This window comes from Streptomyces sp. NPDC058685 (assembly GCF_042714725.1).
In the GTDB taxonomy this organism is placed as follows: Bacteria; Actinomycetota; Actinomycetes; order Streptomycetales; family Streptomycetaceae; genus Streptomyces.
In genome coordinates this window covers 26,009-45,592 of record NZ_JBHXSL010000007.1, presented here as the reverse complement: position 1 = coordinate 45,592, position 19,584 = coordinate 26,009, and the positions used below count along the sequence as shown (strand labels likewise).

Here is a 19,584-nt window from a genome sequence, read left to right as displayed (position 1 = left end):
GCTGCGCATCCCGGCGGCTCACGCGCCTCCGCGCACGTACTCCTCCACCGGCCCGCGCAGCTCCCGCTTGAGGATCTTGCCCGTCGGATTGCGCGGCACGGGCTCCTCCCGCAGCAGCAGATGCGCCGGCACCTTGAACGCGGACAGTTCCCTGCCGACATGCTCCTTCAGCTCGTCGACGGTGACCGTCGTCCCGGCGCGCACCTGGACGACGGCGGCGACCTCCTCACCGAGCACCGGATGCGGAACGCCCAGGACGGCGGCGTCGGCGACACCCGGATGGGAGTGCAGGACCGCCTCCACCTCGACGCAGTACACGTTCTCGCCGCCGCGGATCACCATGTCCTTGATGCGGTCGACGATGCTGACCCGCCCGTCCCGCACGGTCGCGAGGTCCCCGGTCCGGAACCAGCCGTCCCGGAAGGCCGCGGCGGTCGCCTGCTCGTCGCGCCAGTACCCGCGGACGAGGGACTGACCGCGCAGGCACAGTTCGCCGACCTCCCCCTCGGGCAGCGCCTCCCCGGCCGGCCCGGCGATCCGCACCTCGGTGGCGGGCGACGGCCGGCCCACGCTGCCGGGGTGCTCGCGGTAGGCATCACCGAAGTTGGCGAGCACGCCACCGCTGGTCTCGGTCAGGCCGTAGCCACTTCGGGGCTCGATGCGCTGCCCATGACGAGAGGCCAGCCGCGCGAGGAGATCGGGCGGCGCGGCGGCCCCGCCGGTACTGAGGTGGGAGAGCGTCTCCAGCTCCGCACCGGTCCGCTCGGCGGCCTCCAGCAGCTGAAGCGCCGTGGTCGGCACGCCGGAGTAGTGGGTGACCCGGTGCTCGTCGATGAGCGCGAGAGCCCGCTCGGCATCCCACTTCCGCATCAGCACGAGCGTGCCGCCCACGCCCATCGTGGAGTACAGCGTGGTGAACGCGGCGACATGGAAGAACGGGAACGTCATCAGCGTGACCGGGGCCGGCGCCTGCCCGGGCATGGCGCCGCGCGCGAGGGCGGCGGCACTGGCATGAAACCGCGGATGCAGCGCCGCCCCGGCCTGCGCGAGCTGCGTGGCCACCGCACCCTTGGGCCGCCCGGTGGTCCCGGAGGTGTAGATGATGGTGGCGTCGTCCTCGGCCCGCACCTCCACGGCGGGCGGCGCGGTGAGGGGGTCGGGCGTCCCGAAGTCCTCGTACCGCTCGACGCCTTGGGGCACCGGGTCCCCGTCGCGGAACCCCCCATGAAAGACGACGGCACGCGCCCCGGCCCGCTCGCGCCAGGCATCCACGCGCGGCAGCCGCTCACCGTCGACGAGGAGCACGCGCGGGGTGCAGTCGTCGAGGGCGTACGCCAACTCCTCCTCGGTCCACCAGGCGTTGAGGGGCACGGCGACGAGCCCGGCCAACTGCGTTGCCCAGAAGGCGATCTGCCACTCGGGGTGATTCCGCATGGCCACGGCGGCACGGTCCCCGGGCCGCAGCCCGTACTCGTCGACGAACCGCCCGGCGAGGGCGGAGGCGCGGGCGAAGAACTCGCGGTACGTGTAGACGGTGTGCTCCCCCACGAGGAAGGGCTGATCCCCGTACGCCCAGGTCGCCTCGACGACCTCCCGCAGACTCCGCGGCCCATCGGCGTACAGCAGCCCGCCGTCCTCCCCCCGCACGACGGCGAAGGGCGCGCCGGGGGCGCTGAGGATCTCTTCCGTCTGCGGCACGGTCACACCTCTCTAAGCGCTCGCTCAGTACGAGCGCGACGCTATGCGCAGCGGGGAGACAGGTCAAGACGACTGCGTGTACCCCACACACAACACCGCATCAACCGCCTCGGCCGACGATCGACCACCCGCTACACTGTCCCCGCAGCGCCTTCGTAGCTCAGGGGATAGAGCACCGCTCTCCTAAAGCGGGTGTCGCAGGTTCGAATCCTGCCGGGGGCACCAGCGCAAAGGCCCCGGACCGGTCATGGTCCGGGGCCTTTGACGGCAGCAGTTGACGGCAGTCGCGTCTGAACCCTCAGGGCTGTGGGAGTTCATCGGTTGACGGGTCCGCCGTGCGGGCCTGCACTCGGGCCTGAGCCTGAGCGTCCAAGTGCTCCAAAGCTTTCCCCGCGCTCTTCCGGTGCTCCCGCCAGCCCATCAGGTCGGACGTCACGACCCATCCCGGGAGCGCAGTGATGAACAGCAACGCACCCGCGAGCGCGTAGAAGATGAACTCGGCATCGCCGGGATCCGGCCCTGAGACCTTGCCTGGTCCGCCGTCCTCAGACAACCACCTGAGCGCCACGATGGTGCACGAACACATTGCGATGCTCAAGCAGGCCCAAAGTTGGTACAGAGCCAATGTCGGAAGCGAGCCCACCCACCCCCGCTGCGCCCGCTCCCAGCGCCCTCGGGCACGAGCCAGGCTCTCCTCATCCGACGCTTCAGTCATGGCTACAACAGCCTCGTTGTACCGGCGCTCTTGTTCATCGATCCAGCTACGCAAGTGCTTGCGGACCTGTTGAACTTCCACTGTGCCGATTGCCCACAACAGGGGGGCCACGGCCGCAGCCGTGGTGGCGAAACTCTCTGTCATCTCCATCTCGCCATTCTGGAAAGACATTTGACCCGGTGGGCGTGTTTCGACGTACCGCCGCTACGTAGTCCGGGCGGATGCCTAGCGAGACGCCCGCCCGGACCCTCTGCATCTTCAGCAGACCGCCACGCTCTTCACGCTGCGGGCAGGCGGCGTTTGAGGAGCCGGTCCATATGGCTGATCGCCTCCCGCTGGGTGTCATGGACGACGTGGGTGTAGACGTCCATCGTGATGCTGATCTGGCTGTTGCCCGAGGATCTCCATGATGACCCGCGGGGCGACGCCGGCCGCCGTCAGCAGCGTGGCGCAGCCGTGTCGGGCATCGTGCAGCCGGACCACCCGCAGACTCGCGTCGGCGGCGACCCGAGTGAAGGACCGGTAGACGTTCCGGGGCTCCACCGGTCGGCCGTTCCTCGTCGCAAAGATGTATCCGTCCTCGGACCAAGAGACGCCCGTAGCGGCGAACGTCTCCCGTTGCCGCAGCCGGTGCCAGCGGAGCGGTGCGATGCACAGCGCGGGCATCGGGACGACCCTGCGGCGCCGGCTCGCTGACATGTACCAACAAGTTGAGCGAGTGCGTCATGATGGGGTCATGAGCAAGCAGCCGAAGTACCGGCAAGTCGCGGATGCTCTGCGCCGCGAGATCGACAACGGGACTTATCCGCCCGGGACGCGGCTTCCGTGCAGACGCATCAAGTCATGGGTGGGATAGCACCGTCGCCCCTGCCCTGGCTGCTCGCAGCTCCGGCGACCGCATCCAGAGCATGCCCTACCTTCTGGGATTGAGGCTTCCTTCGTGGATAGTCTGACCACATTTCAGTGAACGGGGAGGAAACCTCAGATCGGAATCTGAGGAAGTTACTAGGGGCAGAGAAGCAGGCTGCGGTAATTACGTGTACGCCGCTGCCCACACTTGGCAGGCCCAGCCAGGAGTATGGCGACGGTTCGTGGAAATTCAGCGTGACGCCCCGAGGGTTCCGTACAGTGGTGACCCGCCGGCCGAAACCGTCCGATCGGCGAGAGACGATGGCGAAATTCGTTCTCAAGAATCCACAGTCCTCGATCAACTGAATGGCATCTCGAATCGCCGACAGGGTTGCGCGCACATTGCCAAAGTCGAGATTCTGCTTGCCGCCATGCAGCCAGCTGTTGCGAGCGTCATAGATCCGCTCAGACACAAGCATGCGACTAATTTCCTGTAGATTCCGAAGAATCATCTCCCGCGAGTCGTCCGTCAGATCTAGAAATGGCACGTCGTGAGAGAAGGGGAATCTTTGCAGCGTTTGATGTTCGACCCACTTTGGAAGACGGTCAGTTCCTCGCTCGTGCGCGACACGCGCCGCAGCTATTCTTTTCAGCTCGGAGCCAAGGCATTGAAACCCGCGGCATAGAGCGTAGAGAGTATTCTTCTCCCCGTACGTGAGTTCATTGTCTGTTGAATTTCCAACAGCAGATTGCAGCCATTCGTAAGAGCTATCTCGCTGTCGATCTGGTTCGTAGATAAAGGGGCGCCCGTCAGTTACGTGGTCGTGAGAGAGGGCCCAGACAGTGAAGGCAATTGCGTCGTCCAAAGCGCTTTCGAGGTGGACGAAGTAGTTTGCTGCCGCTCCTCGAAAGTCTTCAACCGAGGGAGACAGGGGTCGACCTGGCCCCATTCTAGCCATTCTCTCCATCTCCTCGTGAAGCCTCCAGAAGTCGGCGTGAGGATCAGCTTCGTTGGGTGATCCAAACCCTAGCTTCCAGAGGATAAGGGGAATGAAGTCCTTGCTCTCAGTCGCCCCTTCGCGTAGATGCAATATCTCGCAGGCCGCTACAGCGTTGCTCTTGCGCGCCAGAACCAAACTCCGAACCACAGAATCTGGCGAACAGTCGAGGAGATACTTTTCTAGGCGCGCCTCTAGACTTTCTCCATCAATATCTCGTAGCTGCCACTCCAATTCCTCACGGTCGACGACATCCGAAAGTCGATACATGCGCTCGATCAAACTTCGCAGCCTAAGGGGCGCCAAGTTCATACGCCCTGATCGAGCGCGAATGCCGTGGTATCCCAATTCCGCGCTTAGGCGGAACTTACCGAAAGTGGAGTCGGCGTTTATTGGCGGTACCCGAATTTCCGAGCTGGGTACTCGAATGGCCCCTTGATGCACAAGCGTGTCGATCCCCTGCGTGAGATGCCGATCACTCACGGTAAGGCACAACTGCATGAGTTGAGCCCGATCCATCGACTCCACAATCTCCGTCGCGCTGCCGCGAAGCCCCAGATCGCTACAAGTCCCCCGAAGCAACCCGCCCGTGTTATCCAGGAGCCACTTCGTTAGCTCCTCGATCTCTGCTTTGGTGAGACAGTCCCCAAGGATGGGAATCAAAGTCTCTCCCATATTTTCACGGGCAGGATTCGCGAGGTTGGAGTAGACGTCCACCAGAAAAGAGGCCCAAGCGCTAGGGATCTCACTTTCTCTCGTTATTACCCTATTGGCCTCTGTTCGGTGCTTATTTATAGGAGCTTCATTGGCCGTCGAGAACTGAACGGCGTGTAGATCGTGACAGCTTTTGTCGCTACAGTGAATCAAGTTTGCGAACCGCTGAGGCTGATAAAATCTCACTTCTTCGCTGCTGAGTAGGCCAAATGGCCCAGTCACATACTCGTGCATCTGAAAAACACCCTGCGGAGTGTCCGAGAGGAAGTCCAGGGTGTCAGCTACGTCTAGCTCTCTCTTTTCTGGGTCCAGCTTTTCGTAAGCCTTGTCGTACAGTTCACGCCCGAAGACAAACGGAAATATGATCGCGCGGTCTCGGATCTGCTTCCCAATTTCCCTCTGAACGGCCTTCGGGTCCGTGGCCTTATGGTCGACCAGCAAGTCGATCCAGGAGAATTCAAGAAAGCATATTGCCCGCGCCTCGGGGATCGGAATCCTCTTCTTGGCAAAGGCCTGAATTTTCTCGTGACCGTAATTGGTCAATTTGATGTGATTATTTAGACTGGTTGACGGCTTGTAGTCACGTGCAATTAGGCAATAGCTTAGTAGTTCGCTTAGGATCATCAGGCGGAAGATGGTTTTCTGCTCGCCCTCGTCAGGATAAGCAGATCGAAGTTCGTCCTTCGTCAACGGTTGCAAGTCCGCCTCCCCACCGACCCACGCCACGTGACTACATACGGTAGATCGCCCAGCTGCGACGTGTGGTTGGTTCGGCACAACCCGCCACCAGGCATCCCTGGCGACGGACGTGGACCGGGCGCTCGATCGTGGCCCCACCACCCTTCAGCCAGCGACGATCGCTCTGCATCGGGCCAGGCGATGCTCTGTGCACGGCACGTCCGTGCCAAGAGCGTCCGGACCCTGTTCAGGATGAAGTCGTCGTGACGGCGGACTCTGACGGCAACGTCGGCAGACTGGACCGGTCTTGGGCACGTCCCCGCGTACTCACCAGTCCTGTCGCGTGCTCGGCACCCAGGCACGCAGATCGGTTGATCGAACTCCTAAAGCGGGTGTCGCAGGTTCGAATCCTGCCGGCGGCACCAGCGCAAAGGCCCCGGACCGGTCATGGTCCGGGGCCTTTGACATCAGCATCTGACATCAACGGTGACGGTCACTCACGGCCGGGCCGCCTCTTGAGCAGCCGGTCCATGTGGCTGATCGCCTCCCGCTGCGTGTCCTGCACAACGTGCGTGTACACGTCCATGATGATGCCGATCCGGCTGTGACCAAGGATCTCCATCACGACGCGGGGAGGGGCCCCGATCTCTCGCCCCATGGCAGCTCCAGCCCAAAGCCGCTCCCGCCGACCCCATCGGGCCCGTGTGCGATCGTCACGCCTCCCAGGTATGTTGAGCCGTCAGCCGAGGGGGAACGCTCGCGAGGGAGCGCCCCGCAACGCGTGGCTGCGGGGCGCCGATCCACTTTCACAACGGGCTCTAGTGGGGTTCAGTCGACCGTCTGCCCGTTGTGCGCACCGCCTCTGCACGTCGGGAGCGGGGCCGTCGACCGATCGATCGTTCCGCCGCCATCCGTGCACTCACCCGGCGTGACACTGGCCGGAATGGCGCTGACGGCGGTGGCGCTCGCGGTGGCGGCGCCTGTGAGGCCGAGTCCGGCGAGGGCTGCCGTGGCGAAGACCGCGGCGAGAATTCGTCGAATGCGCATTTGGTTCGCCTTTCACAGATTGCCTCGGTTAGGGCACTATCCAGCTTGATCTTCACCCATTTGGGTGGCACGTCATGTTGGGCCATTCGGGTGAACGTGTTGTCGGGTGCGGGGTCGGTGACGCGACCCGTCAGAGCGGATGGAAGCCCGTGCCACATCCCCTGTTGGGACTGATCTCCACGGACGTGGTCGCAGTGGCAGTACTGGCAGCGACGGAGAAGGTGGCGCTCAACTTCTGGGTGCGCCGTCGTACGACCGAACTCGACGACGATGTCGAGCAGGCGGTCTTCGAGCTGGACGCGCTCTTCTCCGCAGACCATCCGCTGATCGAGGCCAGGATTCACGTGGGTGAGCCGGATCCTTCAGCACTCGTTCCTTACGGCCGCATGATCTATTGGGCGAATCCCCAGGGACAGTGACCCGTGGCAGTTCCCCGTGCCCCGCAACCGCGCCCGACCGGACAAGGACTCAGGCCGATCATGGTCCGGGGCCTTTTGATGTTCAAGGCGGCACCAGCGCGGGGGGTCACTCGCGACCGGGCCGCCGCCTGGAGCAGCCGGGCATTACCGCCGCCACGGTTTTCAAGATCGACCCTCGCACCGGTGTCGGTGCCGCCGTACACAATGCGGTCATGAGTGATCACTACGAAGTCGTCTTCTCCTGCTTCCTGCGGGACGACACCCCCGCATCGGTGATGAACGACTTGCGCTGGCATCTGGGCATGGATGCCGAGGACCCCGAGGACCTGGACGACGGGCAGCTCCGCCCGCTGCTCGCTCCGGGCAATGACAACAGCCGTATACCTGGTGGGGACATCGTCTCCTTGCGCCGCACAGTGCAGGGGTTCACTCAGTCCGGCGAGCGGTACGAGTGGGAGCTCTTCGCACGCAACGACTGGATCGACGACTCCATGCTCTATCTCCGTGACCTCTTGGACCTGCTCGCCCCACACATCGCTCACCCGGGCTACGGAGGCCACTTCCGCGACTGTTACGACACTGCGGTGACCGTCTTCGACTTCCGCGACGGAACGTACGATCCCATCGAGATCTCGGGTATTGACTGACCGTGACCATGCAGTCGACCGTTCTCGACCGAACTGCGAAGCCCGGATGGTTCTGACCTTCACGGCGGCATCGGCGCGGGCGGCAGTCAGCGAACCACGAGCGCGATTCGCTGACGAGGCGTCGGCTGCGACGGCCGCCGGCGGGGTGAGGCGTTACGGCCCCCTCAGTCCCGTCGGCCGTCAGCCGGCCGCGGCACCCGCCGCGGAGCCGGACGGCGTCGTGGAGTCGGACGGCGTCGTGGAGTCGTCGTCCAGGAACTCCCGGATCGCGAAGCCCGCGAGCACGATCAGCGTCGTCCACACCACCACCATCGTGGTCGGATAGCTCCAGGTGAAGAGGACGATCACGGCGACCAGCAGGATCGCGGCCCCGATCCACCGCTTGAAGCGGTGCACGAACCTGCCGACCGCGCCCAGGCGCAGGCCCGCCGACACCGCAACGCCCCGTAGAGCACCGATGCTCCTGGTGCATCCCGTACGGACGAAGACGGCGATCCGCGACGGTCCGCAGAGGAACGCGCCCACAGCGGTGATCAAGGCGACGGCGCCCAGCGCCCGTACACCCGCGCGCAGGAATGTGATGAGCGCGTCGTACACCGTGCCGGCGGCGGCCTGGGACACCTCCGGGGGCAGATGGTCGAGGTACACGTCGCGGAAAACGGTGAGCGCGATTCCGAGCAACAGCATGGCCACGAACACCGCGAGCCCGGCGCCGATCAGCGCACGGCGACGGTTGAACGCGGTGTACACACCCGCGGCGGCGATCAGCAGGGCGATGAAGGGCAACCAGGCGCCCATGATCTGGAGCACCCTCAGGTAGGTCTTCACCTTGCCGAGGTCATCCGACTGGAACACCACGAAGTCGGTCTGGACGTCCGGGATCTTCGCGGCCACCCCGAGTCCTGCGTCGATCAGTTTCTGCTTGACCTTCGCGACCAGCGGCCCCACGTCGATGGCCACCTGGTTGCCCTTCAGGGAGACCGCGCTGTCGCTGCTCCCCGTCAGAGCCTTGTCCAGAGCGCTGTGGACCGAGCGGTTCGCGTCGACCCAGACGGTCTCGAAGGCGCTGCTGCTGACGACCCTCTCCGTGGTGCGGCTGACCAGTTGTTCCAGACCGTTGGTGATCGGCTTCTCCAGATTGCCGACCAGCTCGGCCGCCCTCGGCGGGACACCCCGCTCCGACACGGCGGCCTGGAGTTCCTTGACCAACGCGTCCACGTTGATCCGTGCCAGCACTTCGTTGGTGACCCGGTTGGTGACCGCCTGCTGCACATCCGGATCGGAGGCCAGCGGCCCCACCGTGGCGACGTAGCGGTTCGTGTCCCGCACGATGCTGTTCGCCCAGACGGCGACGACGGCGAGCACCGACAGCAGGGCCGCGAAGAGGATCAGCAGGACCGAGCCCGTGGAACGCAACGGGTGCCGCGCCGACGGGGGCGCGGCGCCCTCCAGGGCGCCCACCCGGTGCCGGAGCTCGTCGATCTCGCTGCGCTCCCGGTTCGAGCCCGGCTCACCGCCTGGGTTGCTCATGGGTCCAGAAGATCCGCGCGGCGCCCGGAACGCGACCCGGGTGGTCCCGACGGGTGAGTCGCGCACGGACGTGAACGTCAGGACGGCATCGGCCGACGCGGGGTGCACGGAGGTCATGGGCCATTCCCACGACTCCAACGTGCACGCGCGGGAGGGTTGCTGCGAGCGGGAGTACTCAGAACCACCGGCCCATGACCCTCGCGGCTCGCCGGCGTGTCATCCTGCGCACTCGACCGAGGGAGTGGATGCGCCGCTGTGAGCAGAAGACGGTACGTGGCCAGAGGCGTGCCCGGTGGCTATCGCATCTGGGACAACAGAGGACGTCGGTGGTGGGGTGACCTGTACGAGCTCTGCCCCGACGAGCTCCTCCGGGAGCTGAACGGCTCGGCGGAGCCCGAGAGGATCGCCGTCCTTCTCAAGCGGTACAGGGCTCTCAGGCGGTAGCGGCCGGGGCCGAGCGCTACCGGCGGCGAATGGACCGTGTGCCCCGCCCGCCCGTCTGACTCCCCCTCACCAGCACCCATGATCGTGGTGATGGCCGTCCCGGTCGCCGTACTGCCCGTCCCGGCAGTCGTCGTCGTCCCGCCAGTCGTCATCGTCCTCGTCGCGCCACGTGTACTCGGGCCACGGCTGGATCGACGCCCCCACCGTCGGGGTAGCGCTCGGCGTCGGTTCGGGAGTGGTCGACTTCGTCGGGGTCGGGGTGGGCTCGCGGCGGCGCTCCGTCGCGGGGACCACCTCGCGGGTGCGGTCCGGGGACGGGGTGCGGGAGGTGGCGCTCGGGGACGGGGCAGGTGGCGGGGCCGCCGGGGTGATGAGGTTCGGGCGGCCGCCGAGGTCACCGTCCAGCGGGGTGTACTCGGACGTGCCGTCGCCTCCGCCCGCCAGCGCCACGCTCGACACCAGCGCTCCGAGGACCAGGGCGATGCCCGTCCCGAGCATCGCCGTTCTGACGCGCGTCAGAACCGGCGTCCGGGCGTGCGCGGGGCCTTCGGGGGTCCACTGCTCGTTCCAGTCGTACCGCGAGTCCGCCGGCGGCAGCGCCACGGCATCGAGGGAACAGCTGTCCGCCCGCATTCCCGGGAGCGCACCCCTGTGATTGCGCCCACATCCCCTGCACGTCATGGCGACACTATGCAGCAAGGTCATTCCGGTGGGTAGGCGTTGCGAAACAACATTGCGAAATCCCCGAGGGTTACCGGGAGTTCGCTGTTCAGAGGGGTCCCGAAAGGAGGGAAATGCCGGGTGAAGGTCCTGTTCCGCCGGGCCGGCGGACCGGCCCCGCGAGCTCCGGAACCGCTTTGTGCCGCTGACCGGGAAGGCGAAAATTTGGTGCGCACACGGGGTTCCGAAAACGGGGTTCCGTCCTAAGGTCTGCGCATGAGTCAGTACGCCACGGCGATACAGGCCGCCGCGCAGGAACACGAACACTTCGGCCCGAGCGGTCATGACATCCGCCGGCCGGTCCGCGTGCACGCCGTCCAGTGGCCCGACCCCGACGGTGCGGAGTGGGTCGAGGCGCGGACCATGTGCGGACAGCCGGCGTCGGACATGGAGCAGACCTCGCACACGGCCCCCGACCCCGACGCGTGGCATGCGCCGCGGTGGAGCGGGCTGACGTGCGACGGCTGCGACGAGGCCGTCCGTTCGGCGACGGCCAAGGCCCCCTCCGCGACGGGCTGACGCCAGGAGCCCCCCGTCCGGCCGCCGGCAACGCGCCGCCGCATACGCTCGGTCGACCCGCCAACGCCTCCCCGCGCGGCGCGTGTCGACCGAGCAGTACCAGGGCCCTGCCGGGTCAGACCGTGCAGTCCGCCCGCATCTGCGCCGCCGCGTGGTGGGCTCCCTCGCGGCCGGCGCCGAAGTCCACTCCCCTGTCCACGAGCTGGACCGTCAGCTGCTGGCCGCGGACCGGGATCTTCTGGATGACCGCGCCTCTGTCGCGCAGCGCGACCTGGTCGACCTGGAACGTCTTGATCAGGCTGCCGGGATCGTCCGGGTCCGCCAGCACCTTGTAGACCGTGGGGTCGCCCGCCACGTCCTCGTCCCGGCCGCCCTTCGGGACCACCACCGCCACCGAGCAGGTCGTGTAGCCGCTGCCCACGTACCAGGACCAGGTCGCCGTGCCGTCGGTGTCCTTCGTGGCGCTGCCCGACATGGGGATCGAGGTGAACCGGCCGTCGCAGCCGTCGCCCTTGTGGCCGCCGACGTTCACCGTGTACCAGCCCGCGAAGCCGTCGCGGAAGCGGCCTTCTTCCTCGTACCGGCCGCCGCCGTCGCAACCCGGGCCCGCCCAGGCGGAGTACGCGGGACGCTTGCCGTTCTGCGGTGGCTTCGGGGACTTCCGGCCGCCCTCCCCCTCTCCGGGGGACGGCTGGTCCGATGCCGAGCGGGACGGCTCGACCGAGGGCTCGATCCGCTGCGGGGCCCCGCCGATGGTGCCGGGGTCGAAGCGGGACCCGGAGTCGTCGGACGCGTCCGACGGCGAGTCACCCCCGTACATCGCGGCCGCCGAGACCGCCAGCGCCAGCGCTGTCAGCCCGACTCCACCGATCAGCAGAATCCTTCCTCCACGGGAGAGGCGAGGCACTCGTCCCGTCACTGCCGTGCGTGCCATCCAGTCCCCGCCCCCAGCGTGCCCGTACGGCCCGCCTGTCCCGGTGTCGCCGCACTGCGGGCAGCGCCGACCCGACAGCGCGCCACCGCCGTTGCCGTCGCATCGTTCGCACGCCATGTCACACCCGCACCACTAGACCAACTGCTCGGTATGGAAAACGTGTCCACTATGCATCAGCAGGCCAGGGCCCTGTAGGTGTTAACGCGGGTAAGGGGGCTATCGAAGTTCATCCGGGCACGCGGTGCCGCGCGAAAGCCCGTACGGAGCGGCCAGCCGGTAGACGCCGGGACGGGGCGCGAGCAGTTCGGTCCACTCGTCGCCCTCCGTGTCCTGCTCCACCTTGATGAGGCAGCCGTTCGGATTGGTGAAGCTCTTCGGCCCGTCCTCGCGCAGTTTCGACGCCTCCGTCTCCTGGGGACCCTCCACCTTCTTGCCGTCCTCGTCGACGAGGCTCAGCCAGGGCGAGTACGGCACCCGGATCAGCACCCGTCCCGCCGTCTTCACCTGGATGGTGAGGTCCCCCGCGCCGGCGTGGTCCACCGTGGCCGGCGGGTCGGCCAGCGGCATCGGGTCCTTGACGGCGAACAGTTGCCAGTTGCCGTCGCCCCAGATGCGCGTGAGGTAGGGCTGTCCCTCGCGGACCAGTTCCGCCTCCTGGCGGGCGCCGCTCTCGTCGGGCGACCCCTTGGGCAGGACGACGTAGTGCACCGCCCACCGGTCCAGCCAGGCGCGGTAGCCGGCGGAGGTGAGCGTCTTGTCGTCGTCGTAGAAGAGCGGGTTGCGCTTCATGTCGGCCTGGCGGTTCCAGCCGCGGGCCAGATTGACGTACGGAGCGAGGGCGGACGCCTCGCGGTGACTGCTTGCCGGGACCACCTCGACCCGGCCGCGTTCGGCGTTCACCTGCTGGAGCCGGTTCACGAGCGGGGCCAGCTCACGGTTCCAGGACGCCGTCGGCGCGGTACGGACCATGTCGTCCACGGCCTTGAAGCCGATCCAGAAGTTCAGGCCCGCGAAGACGATGACGAGCGCGTACCACTTCCGCGAGCGCGGCCGGGTGAACGGGAGCGCCGCCAGCAGCACCACGCCCGCGAACAGCATCGGCAGCCGGGAGACGTTCGAGCCGATCTGGGAGTCGATCAGCCAGGTCAGCAGCGTGCCCAGCGCGTAGACGGCCGCCGCGGTGCGGACCGTGCGCCAGTCCTTCGGTACGAGGACGAGAACGAACACCCCGTACAGGAAGGGGAGGGACGTCGACCAGAACGACATCGGCTGGGTGCCGGAGAAGGGGAACAGCCAGGCGGACAGCGCCACGACGACGACCGGGGCGAGGCCCAGGGCGTACGCCCCCGGCCGGCGCCCGTTCAGGAACAGCGCGGCCGCGATGACGCCGAGGAAGAGACCGGCGACCGGGCTGGCCGCGGTGGCGAGACCGGCGAGCGGAGCGGCCACGGACGCCTTGGCCCAGCGGTTCATCCGCCAGCGGTGCGGCCAGCAGAAGACCGCGGCGACGGCGCCGAGCGCGAACATCATGCCGAGGCCGAAGGTGACCCGCCCGGACAGGGCGTTGCACAGGAAGGCGAAGACCCCGGCGAGCGAGCAGGCCAGCGGATTGCGGACGGCACGCACGCGCACCAGGATCAGCGCGGTCAGAGCGGCCGACACCGTACCGGCGACCATCATCGTCGAGCGGACGCCGATCAGCGACATCAGATACGGCGAGACGACGCTGTACGAGACCGGGTGCATCCCGCCGTACCAGGCGAGGTTGTACGCGGAGTCGGGATGGCGGCCGACGAACTCCGCCCAGGCGTCCTGGGCGGCGATGTCGCCGCCGCTGTTGGCGAAGAAGAAGAACCAGACGAGGTGCACCAACGCCGCGAGAGCGGTGGCGACGAGCACGGGACGGCGTGAGAGACGGTCGCGGAGATCGGCGAGGGGTCCGCGGTCGGCTCCCGAGGACCCGCCCGCAGGTCCGTCCGAACCGTCGGAGGATCCGTCGGAGGGGCCGTCGCCGAGGGCGTCGGAGTCGTTCCGGGCGCGGTCGGAGCCGGTCAGGGGCCCGCGTATTCGCGGCCCCGCCCCGGTGCTGCTGCCGTCCGCCTGGGCCGGCTCAGCAGTGGTCACTGCGGCTCTCCCCGTCTTCCCCGTCCGTGTGCCGTTGTCGTCGGGCCCGCCGTGCGCCGCGGGCCGTTGTCGTCCGGCTCGCTGTGCGCGGCGCGCCGTCGCCGGCGATTCCATCCTCAAGGACGCTGTCCCGGCGTCTTCGAGTTGCCCGGCGAGTTGCCCGGGACGCTAGCACGCGGGCGCCCCGGTACCGGGGCGCCCGCGTGGCCGGTGCGGGACCCCGGTCCGCAGGTCCCGCACCGGCCGTTACGACTCGGGCCGTCCTGGCCGACGTACGTCGGCCGTACGGCTCGGGCCGTCCTAGCCGATGCGCGTCAGCTTGTCGCCGAACCCAGGTTCCGCCAGGTCCTTCTGGAGCGCGACCGGTGCCGTCACCTTGCCGGTGCCGGAGCCGACGGAGACCTGGCCCACGATGTCGCCCGCCGAGGCGGTGTGCGGCAGGCTCTTGCCCCCGTCGTTGATCGCGATCCTGATCTCCAGACCGCCCCAGCCGACGGCCTTGAGGTCCTTGGTGGCGACTACGGCGGTACGGCCGCCGAACCCGTCGTCCACGTATCCCACGACGGCGCCCTTCTTCACGACGGTCGCGGAGGTGACGCCGCCCTGGGCCGCCTCGATCACCTTGATGCTGTGGTCGATGGCCAGCTCGAGCTTGTCGTTGAGGATCTGCGCGTTCTGGACGCCCATGGTGATGCCGACGATGCGGCGGACCTTGCCGTCGACCATGGTGTTGGCGGCCCAGAGGAGATTGCCGCCAGCCGGGGTGGACGAGCCGGTCTTGATGCCGCCGACACCGTCCTTCAGCAGGGCCTCGTCGTTGTTGTTCCTGATCGAGCCGTTGATACCGGGGATAGTCGTCATGGGAGTGTCGACGATCTCGCGGAAGATGTCGTTCTGCATGACCGCCTTGGCCAGCTTCAGCTGGTCCAGCGGCGTGGACACGGTCGTGGCCTTGAGGCCGCTCGGGTCCGTGTAGGTGCTGTTGGTCATGCCGAGTTCCTTGGCGGCGTCGTTCATCTTCTTGACGAACTCGGCCTCCGTCTTGGCATCCCAGCGGGCGAGCAGCCGCGCGGCGTTGTTCCCGGAGGGGATCATCAGCAGCTGGAGCATCTGACGCTCGGTGAACTGCTGCCCCTGCCTGATCTTCGCCGTCGACTCGTCCTCGTTCCGGCCCTCGTCCTCGGCCTGCTGGTCGACCGTGATCTTCGGCCCCACCTCCTCGCCGGTGATGGGGTGGTTCTTGAGGATCACGTACGCCGTCATCGTCTTGGCGACACTCGCGATCGGCGCGGGCTTCTGGGCGCCGTACGTACCGATGGTCCCGACGCCCTCGACCTCGACGGCGCCCTGGCCCTCACCCGGGAACGGCAGGCTGAGCTTGCCGCCCTGGAAGGTGTACGTGGGGTCGACGGAGAGCGCGAGCTCCGGCTCGGGGAGCGGACGCACGGCCTGTGCGATGGCAAAGACGATCAGGAGCAGGACGACGAGTGGCGTCCAGATCTTGAACCGCCGGAAGACCGTGCGCACGGCCGTCTGCGGCGGGGGCGGCGTATTGGTCAGCTCGGCGAGCAGGTCGAGCGGGGGCAGCGGCGGCATGGGCTGCTGCCGGGTGCGCTCGGCCTCGGTGAGCGAGTCCGGTGCGGCGGCGGACGCGGGTGCGGCGGCCGCCGGCTTCACGGGTGCCGCGGGCTTGCCCGGTACGGCCGAGGGCTTCGCGGGCGCCGCCGGGGCAGCGGCCTCGGGCCTCTTCGCGCTCGGCGTCCGCACGCCGTCGTCGACACGCAGCGGTACGAAGGTGCTGGTCCGCTCGACGGGCGCGGGGTCGGCCCCGGGCCGGGGCGCCGGCGGCATCTTGAGCGCGGTGGTGGGGCTGTCGACGGGAGGCTTCCGGGGCGCCTTGAAGACGGCGGTGGGCTGGTCGACGGCAGGCTTGGCGGGGGCGGCGTCTTCCTTTGCGGGGGCGACGTCCACCTTTGCGGGGGATGATCCGTCGGATGCCGTGGAGTCGGAGGGGCCGTTCTCGGCCTCGGCGTCCTTGCCGGTGTCGGCGTCCTTGCCGGTGTCGCCATCGGTCCTGTCGGCGGGGCGCTCGGGTGCGGACGTTTCTGCAGGGGCGTCGGCCGCTGCCGTACCGGACGAGCGAGGCTCGTCGGCTTCGGCTTCGGTTTCGGTTTCGGCTTCGTCAACGGCGTCCGCCTCAGCCTCGGCAACGCTGTCATCGGCCGTGGCCGGCTCGGCGTCCTCCGGCGTCTCCGCCTCGGTCGTGTCCTCGACCGGGACCGCGTCCTCGGCAACCACCGCGGCGGGCGCGACGGCCGGTTCGGACTGGTCGGCCGGTGCGGGCTGGTCGTCGTCGGACGCGGGCTCCTCGTCCCGGACGGCAGGCTCAGCCGTGTCCGGCGCGCTCGCGGCCGCGGGCGCGCCCTCGGGCTCCTCGTTCGGGGCGGGCTCCTCCGCCTCCACCTCGTCCGGCGTCACGGGGAGTTCCGCCGTCGCCGCCGGCTCCGGCAGCTCCGACGTCTGCGCCACCGACTCCGGCTCGCTGTCCGACTCGGCCCCGGCGTCCGCCGAGGAGCCCGAGCGCGAAGCCGAGTCCGAAGCCGAACCCTCCTCCGCACCGGATCCCGCGTCCGACTCCGCGTCCGGCTTCGCCGGCTCGTCGTCCGCCGACGCCACCCAGGCCGCCACCGCGGCCCGCAGCCTCGCGTCGTTCTCCACCGAGCCCGACTCCGTGCCCGGTTCGGGGCCGGCCGGATCGGGGCTCACCGGATCGGGCTCGGGAGCCTCCGGCATCTTGAAGACCGCTGTCGGCTGGTCCACGGCCGGGGCCGGGGCCTGGCGGAACACGGCGAGCCGCGGGTCACGTTCACCCGAAGTCGTCTCCCCCGACGACCTCCGCTGCTCCGACTTGTCGGGGGACTCGCCCGCCACCGTGCCTCCTCCATGAGTCATGCGTCATCTGCCGTACGTACGCCCTGGGGCGCCGCCGGCAACGACAGCCCGTGTTGTCCGAACCATCTACCAGTGTCCTGTGTGAGAGTGCGCCCCTTGCGCCTAGACGAGAACGACATACGTGTCGGTTCCAGTACGAAGCACCCACGCGCTCTCGACAGACCAATGTGAGAGGGGTCACCCTGTCATTCATCCACGCGGGGAGGCATGGATGGGCAGGAGCCGCAGAACACTTCCGGAAGAGCTTCTGCTGCTCGCTCTGGACCCGACCACGGGTACCACAGCGCAGCCGCAGTCGCTCGACCTCGGCCTGGCCGGAGCTCAGCTAGTGGAGCTGGCTCTGGCAGGACGGATAGCCCCGGACGGGGATCGTATCGCCGTGGTGATGCCACGGCCGACAGGAGATCCGACACTGGACTCCGCACTGGAGCTGTTGCGCAGACGCGGCAGCCCGGTTCGCGCAGTTCACTGGATTGGCGGGCCCCGGCTGGGGCTGCGCCAGATTTACCTCTCCCATCTGGAGCGGTGCGGCATGGTGCATGCCGTGGCGGGCCAGATGTGCGGGGTGCTGCCGACGACGCGCTACCAGGCGACGGAGACGGCGATCAGCCGGGACATCAGAGCCCGGCTGGACAGTGCGATCCGCACCGGCGTACCGCCGGACCCGCGGACCGCGGCGCTCGCCGCGCTGGCCCACGCGGTCGGACTCGGCAAGCATCTGTACCCAGGGAATGAGGGGCGTTCCTCGCGATCCCGTCTGCGGGATCTCATCAGGCACGACCCCATGGGCGGTCTCGTGGCGCACGCCGTGATGGACGTCCAGAACGGTGTGGCCGCTCAGCCACGCCGCAATCCCGCCGCAGCGACCGGTAGCCGTCAGGTGGCCGCCGCGTCGATGCAGCCGCACCGCGGGACCATGGCCCGCATCCCGGCGCACTGAGTTCAGCAGCACGATCCGCACCGAGAGCAGGACAGCACCACCGGTATTTCGCCGCACCGACGTCCCCATGACCCGGTTCGGGAGCCGCACATGACGCGCGGGGCAGCCTCACGGCCGCCCCGCGCGTCCGCGCGTGTCCTTCACGTCCGCGTGTCCTTCGCGGCCTCGCGTCCGGTGCCGCATGCCCTTCCGCCTGTGCTCCCGTTGTGACCACATGGTGGTGGACTCCGTACGGTGCGTGCCGCGCGTGTGGCTATTTCTCAGCGCGGCCATGACCATTGGTGGCAGTCTGCTGAGCGGTAGATACGCTCAGCAACGCAGCCGGAGGTGCAGTTTCCGTGGCGTCCAGTGTCAATCCCACCGTCAGGCGACGCCGATTGGGCCAGGAGCTGCGCCGGCTCCGTGAGCTGAAGGGCATGACGGCCGAAGAGGTCGCGGAACGCCTGCTGGTGTCGCAGTCCAAGATCAGCCGCCTCGAGAACGGCCGCCGTTCCATCAGCCAGCGCGATGTCCGCGACCTGTGCGGCGTGTACGAGGTCGACGACCACCGGATCGTCGACTCCCTGATGCAGATGGCCAAGGACTCCCGCCAGCAGGGCTGGTGGCACGCCTTCGGCGACATCCCCTACAGCGTCTACATCGGCCTGGAGACGGACGCGGCGAGCCTGCGGGTGTACGAACCGCAGGTCGTGCCCGGTCTGCTGCAGACCCGGCAGTACGCGGAGGCCCTCATCGCGGGCGCGTTGCCGGAGACCGGCACCACCGACATCGACAAGAGGGTCAGCGTCCGGCTGCGCCGCCAGGACCGGATCAAGGACTCCGACCATCCGCTGCGGCTGTGGGTCGTCATCGACGAGGCCGCACTGCGCCGGCTCGTCGGCGGCAAGAACCTGATGCGTGAGCAGTTGGAGCATCTGGTGGAGCTGTCCCAGCTGCCGCATGTCACCGTGCAGGTGCTGCCCTTCGACATGGGCGCGCACCCGGGGATCAACGGCCAGTACGCGATCCTGGAGTTCCCGGACGCCTCGGACTCGAGCGTGGTCTACATCGAGGGCGTGACGAGCGACCTGTATCTGGAGAAGGCCAACGACGTCCAGAAGTACAGCGTCATGTACGAGCACCTGCGCGCCCAGGCGTTGAACGTGGACCAGACGCGGGCCTTCATCGCGGACATCGCCAAGGACTACGCGCGCTAGGAGTTGGCCGAAAGGCCGTCAGGAACGCGTTCGCAACGATGAAAACCGTAAGGTACACCCCCGCCAGGTGCGGCGGAGGTGTCATCTGGAATATGCCATCCGGTCGAGTGAACGGCTGCCTCACCGGCCGATGGCGGCGAGTAGCGTCGATCACGCCAGCACGAAGGTTGGCGCACATCACCATCACTCGCACAAGCGGAGCGAACATGGCAATCATTCAGGGCGCCACGGAGACCTGGACCAAGTCCTCGTACTCCACGGGCAACGGTGCTTGCGTAGAGGTCAAGTCACCCGTCGAGCAAGCCATCGCCGTCCGGGACTCCAAGGTCCCCGCGGGCCCGTCGATCAGCTTCGTCCCCGAATCGTGGAACGCGTTCGTGAACGAGGTCGGACAGGGAGCCTTCGATCTCGGCTGAGCCGTACGCCGAGTACCGAAGAGCACCTGTTGTCCACGTACCAC

Annotated in this window: 16 protein-coding genes, 1 tRNA gene and 3 pseudogenes; 9 read left to right on the top strand and 11 right to left on the bottom strand. The window is 67.7% G+C overall.

Annotated features, from left to right (window positions below):
• Positions 1-18: 18 nt before the first annotated feature.
• Positions 19-1,698, bottom strand: coding sequence for a class I adenylate-forming enzyme family protein (locus tag ACFWU3_RS08645; protein ID WP_384433177.1), 1,680 nt, complete (start codon positions 1,696-1,698; stop codon positions 19-21).
• A 149-nt stretch (positions 1,699-1,847) separates the two neighbouring features.
• Between ACFWU3_RS08645 and ACFWU3_RS08640 the strand changes: the two genes are divergently transcribed.
• Positions 1,848-1,923 (top strand) — tRNA-Arg (locus ACFWU3_RS08640).
• Positions 1,924-1,996: 73 nt separating this feature from the next.
• Here ACFWU3_RS08640 and ACFWU3_RS08635 read toward each other — a convergent pair.
• Together ACFWU3_RS08635 and ACFWU3_RS08630 are read right to left on the bottom strand one after the other, a co-directional pair.
• Positions 1,997-2,563, bottom strand: coding sequence for a hypothetical protein (locus tag ACFWU3_RS08635; protein WP_384433175.1), 567 nt, complete (start codon positions 2,561-2,563; stop codon positions 1,997-1,999).
• Between the two features lie 128 nt (positions 2,564-2,691).
• Positions 2,692-3,103 (bottom strand): annotated as a pseudogene (locus ACFWU3_RS08630) (tyrosine-type recombinase/integrase); the annotation flags it as partial.
• A 46-nt stretch (positions 3,104-3,149) separates the two neighbouring features.
• Between ACFWU3_RS08630 and ACFWU3_RS08625 the strand changes: the two are divergent.
• Positions 3,150-3,239, top strand: a pseudogene (locus ACFWU3_RS08625) (GntR family transcriptional regulator); the annotation flags it as partial.
• Between the two features lie 10 nt (positions 3,240-3,249).
• On the opposite strand, the gene ACFWU3_RS08620 reads toward ACFWU3_RS08625, so the two are convergent.
• From ACFWU3_RS08620 to ACFWU3_RS08610, 3 genes and pseudogenes are all read right to left on the bottom strand, one after another.
• Complete coding sequence (locus ACFWU3_RS08620; RefSeq protein ID WP_384433172.1) at positions 3,250-5,664, bottom strand: hypothetical protein; 2,415 nt, start codon at positions 5,662-5,664, stop codon at positions 3,250-3,252.
• Positions 5,665-6,145: 481 nt separating this feature from the next.
• A pseudogene (locus ACFWU3_RS08615) lies at positions 6,146-6,295 on the bottom strand (site-specific integrase); the annotation flags it as partial.
• Positions 6,296-6,480: 185 nt separating this feature from the next.
• On the bottom strand, positions 6,481-6,699 hold the full coding sequence (locus ACFWU3_RS08610) for a hypothetical protein (RefSeq protein ID WP_384433169.1): 219 nt from the start codon (positions 6,697-6,699) through the stop codon (positions 6,481-6,483).
• Positions 6,700-6,848: 149 nt separating this feature from the next.
• On the opposite strand from ACFWU3_RS08610, the gene ACFWU3_RS08605 reads away from it, so the two are divergent.
• Both ACFWU3_RS08605 and ACFWU3_RS08600 read left to right on the top strand, forming a co-directional pair.
• Positions 6,849-7,118: a hypothetical protein gene (locus ACFWU3_RS08605; RefSeq protein ID WP_384433166.1), complete on the top strand. Its 270-nt coding sequence runs from the start codon at positions 6,849-6,851 to the stop codon at positions 7,116-7,118.
• Between the two features lie 212 nt (positions 7,119-7,330).
• Positions 7,331-7,765 carry a hypothetical protein gene (locus tag ACFWU3_RS08600; RefSeq protein WP_384433163.1) on the top strand — a complete coding sequence of 145 codons (435 nt, stop codon included), beginning with the start codon at positions 7,331-7,333 and terminating at the stop codon, positions 7,763-7,765.
• 180 nt (positions 7,766-7,945) lie between these two features.
• On the opposite strand, the gene ACFWU3_RS08595 is transcribed toward ACFWU3_RS08600, so the two are convergent.
• The gene (locus ACFWU3_RS08595; RefSeq protein WP_384433160.1) at positions 7,946-9,295 is read right to left on the bottom strand and encodes a hypothetical protein; all 1,350 of its coding nucleotides are present in this window, start codon (positions 9,293-9,295) and stop codon (positions 7,946-7,948) included.
• A 255-nt stretch (positions 9,296-9,550) separates the two neighbouring features.
• On the opposite strand from ACFWU3_RS08595, the gene ACFWU3_RS08590 reads away from it, so the two are divergent.
• Positions 9,551-9,739 (top strand): hypothetical protein, encoded by a 189-nt coding sequence (locus tag ACFWU3_RS08590; RefSeq protein WP_384433157.1) that lies wholly within the window; start codon positions 9,551-9,553, stop codon positions 9,737-9,739.
• Between the two features lie 66 nt (positions 9,740-9,805).
• On the opposite strand, the gene ACFWU3_RS08585 is transcribed toward ACFWU3_RS08590, so the two are convergent.
• Positions 9,806-10,372, bottom strand: coding sequence for a hypothetical protein (locus ACFWU3_RS08585; RefSeq protein ID WP_384433155.1), 567 nt, complete (start codon positions 10,370-10,372; stop codon positions 9,806-9,808).
• A 303-nt stretch (positions 10,373-10,675) separates the two neighbouring features.
• On the opposite strand from ACFWU3_RS08585, the gene ACFWU3_RS08580 reads away from it, so the two are divergent.
• A complete protein-coding gene (locus ACFWU3_RS08580; protein WP_384433152.1) occupies positions 10,676-10,978 on the top strand; it encodes a hypothetical protein in 303 nt (100 codons plus the stop codon).
• Positions 10,979-11,093: 115 nt separating this feature from the next.
• On the opposite strand, the gene ACFWU3_RS08575 is transcribed toward ACFWU3_RS08580, so the two are convergent.
• The 3 genes from ACFWU3_RS08575 to ACFWU3_RS08565 form a co-directional block, all read right to left on the bottom strand.
• Entirely contained in the window at positions 11,094-11,912 is an 819-nt protein-coding gene (locus ACFWU3_RS08575; protein ID WP_384433149.1) for an adhesin, read from the bottom strand.
• A gap of 216 nt (positions 11,913-12,128) precedes the next feature.
• Positions 12,129-14,036 carry an MFS transporter gene (locus ACFWU3_RS08570; RefSeq protein ID WP_384433146.1) on the bottom strand — a complete coding sequence of 636 codons (1,908 nt, stop codon included), beginning with the start codon at positions 14,034-14,036 and terminating at the stop codon, positions 12,129-12,131.
• A gap of 300 nt (positions 14,037-14,336) precedes the next feature.
• On the bottom strand, positions 14,337-16,967 hold the full coding sequence (locus tag ACFWU3_RS08565) for a serine hydrolase (protein ID WP_384433142.1): 2,631 nt from the start codon (positions 16,965-16,967) through the stop codon (positions 14,337-14,339).
• Between the two features lie 232 nt (positions 16,968-17,199).
• Between ACFWU3_RS08565 and ACFWU3_RS08560 the strand changes: the two genes are divergently transcribed.
• The 3 genes from ACFWU3_RS08560 (at position 17,200) to ACFWU3_RS08550 (ending at position 19,540) form a co-directional block, all read left to right on the top strand.
• Positions 17,200-17,928, top strand: a complete 729-nt coding sequence (locus tag ACFWU3_RS08560; protein ID WP_313945769.1) for a GPP34 family phosphoprotein — start codon at positions 17,200-17,202, stop codon at positions 17,926-17,928.
• Positions 17,929-18,266: 338 nt separating this feature from the next.
• Positions 18,267-19,124: a helix-turn-helix transcriptional regulator gene (locus tag ACFWU3_RS08555; protein ID WP_327683197.1), complete on the top strand. Its 858-nt coding sequence runs from the start codon at positions 18,267-18,269 to the stop codon at positions 19,122-19,124.
• A 206-nt stretch (positions 19,125-19,330) separates the two neighbouring features.
• On the top strand, positions 19,331-19,540 hold the full coding sequence (locus tag ACFWU3_RS08550; RefSeq protein ID WP_313945767.1) for a DUF397 domain-containing protein: 210 nt from the start codon (positions 19,331-19,333) through the stop codon (positions 19,538-19,540).
• Positions 19,541-19,584 lie beyond the last annotated feature (44 nt).

What these genes read in the sequence shown, in the direction of transcription:
- ACFWU3_RS08585 (WP_384433155.1), bottom strand. Translation starts at nt 10,372, where the DNA reads ATGCGGGCGGACAGCTGTTCCCTCGATGCCGTGGCGCTGCCGCCGGCG.
- ACFWU3_RS08600 (WP_384433163.1), top strand. Translation starts at nt 7,331, where the DNA reads ATGAGTGATCACTACGAAGTCGTCTTCTCCTGCTTCCTGCGGGACGAC.
- ACFWU3_RS08595 (WP_384433160.1), bottom strand. Translation starts at nt 9,295, where the DNA reads ATGAGCAACCCAGGCGGTGAGCCGGGCTCGAACCGGGAGCGCAGCGAG.
- ACFWU3_RS08550 (WP_313945767.1), top strand. Translation starts at nt 19,331, where the DNA reads ATGGCAATCATTCAGGGCGCCACGGAGACCTGGACCAAGTCCTCGTAC.
- ACFWU3_RS08635 (WP_384433175.1), bottom strand. Translation starts at nt 2,563, where the DNA reads ATGGAGATGACAGAGAGTTTCGCCACCACGGCTGCGGCCGTGGCCCCC.
- ACFWU3_RS08575 (WP_384433149.1), bottom strand. Translation starts at nt 11,912, where the DNA reads ATGGCACGCACGGCAGTGACGGGACGAGTGCCTCGCCTCTCCCGTGGA.
- ACFWU3_RS08560 (WP_313945769.1), top strand. Translation starts at nt 17,200, where the DNA reads ATGGGCAGGAGCCGCAGAACACTTCCGGAAGAGCTTCTGCTGCTCGCT.
- ACFWU3_RS08610 (WP_384433169.1), bottom strand. Translation starts at nt 6,699, where the DNA reads ATGCGCATTCGACGAATTCTCGCCGCGGTCTTCGCCACGGCAGCCCTC.
- ACFWU3_RS08580 (WP_384433152.1), top strand. Translation starts at nt 10,676, where the DNA reads ATGAGTCAGTACGCCACGGCGATACAGGCCGCCGCGCAGGAACACGAA.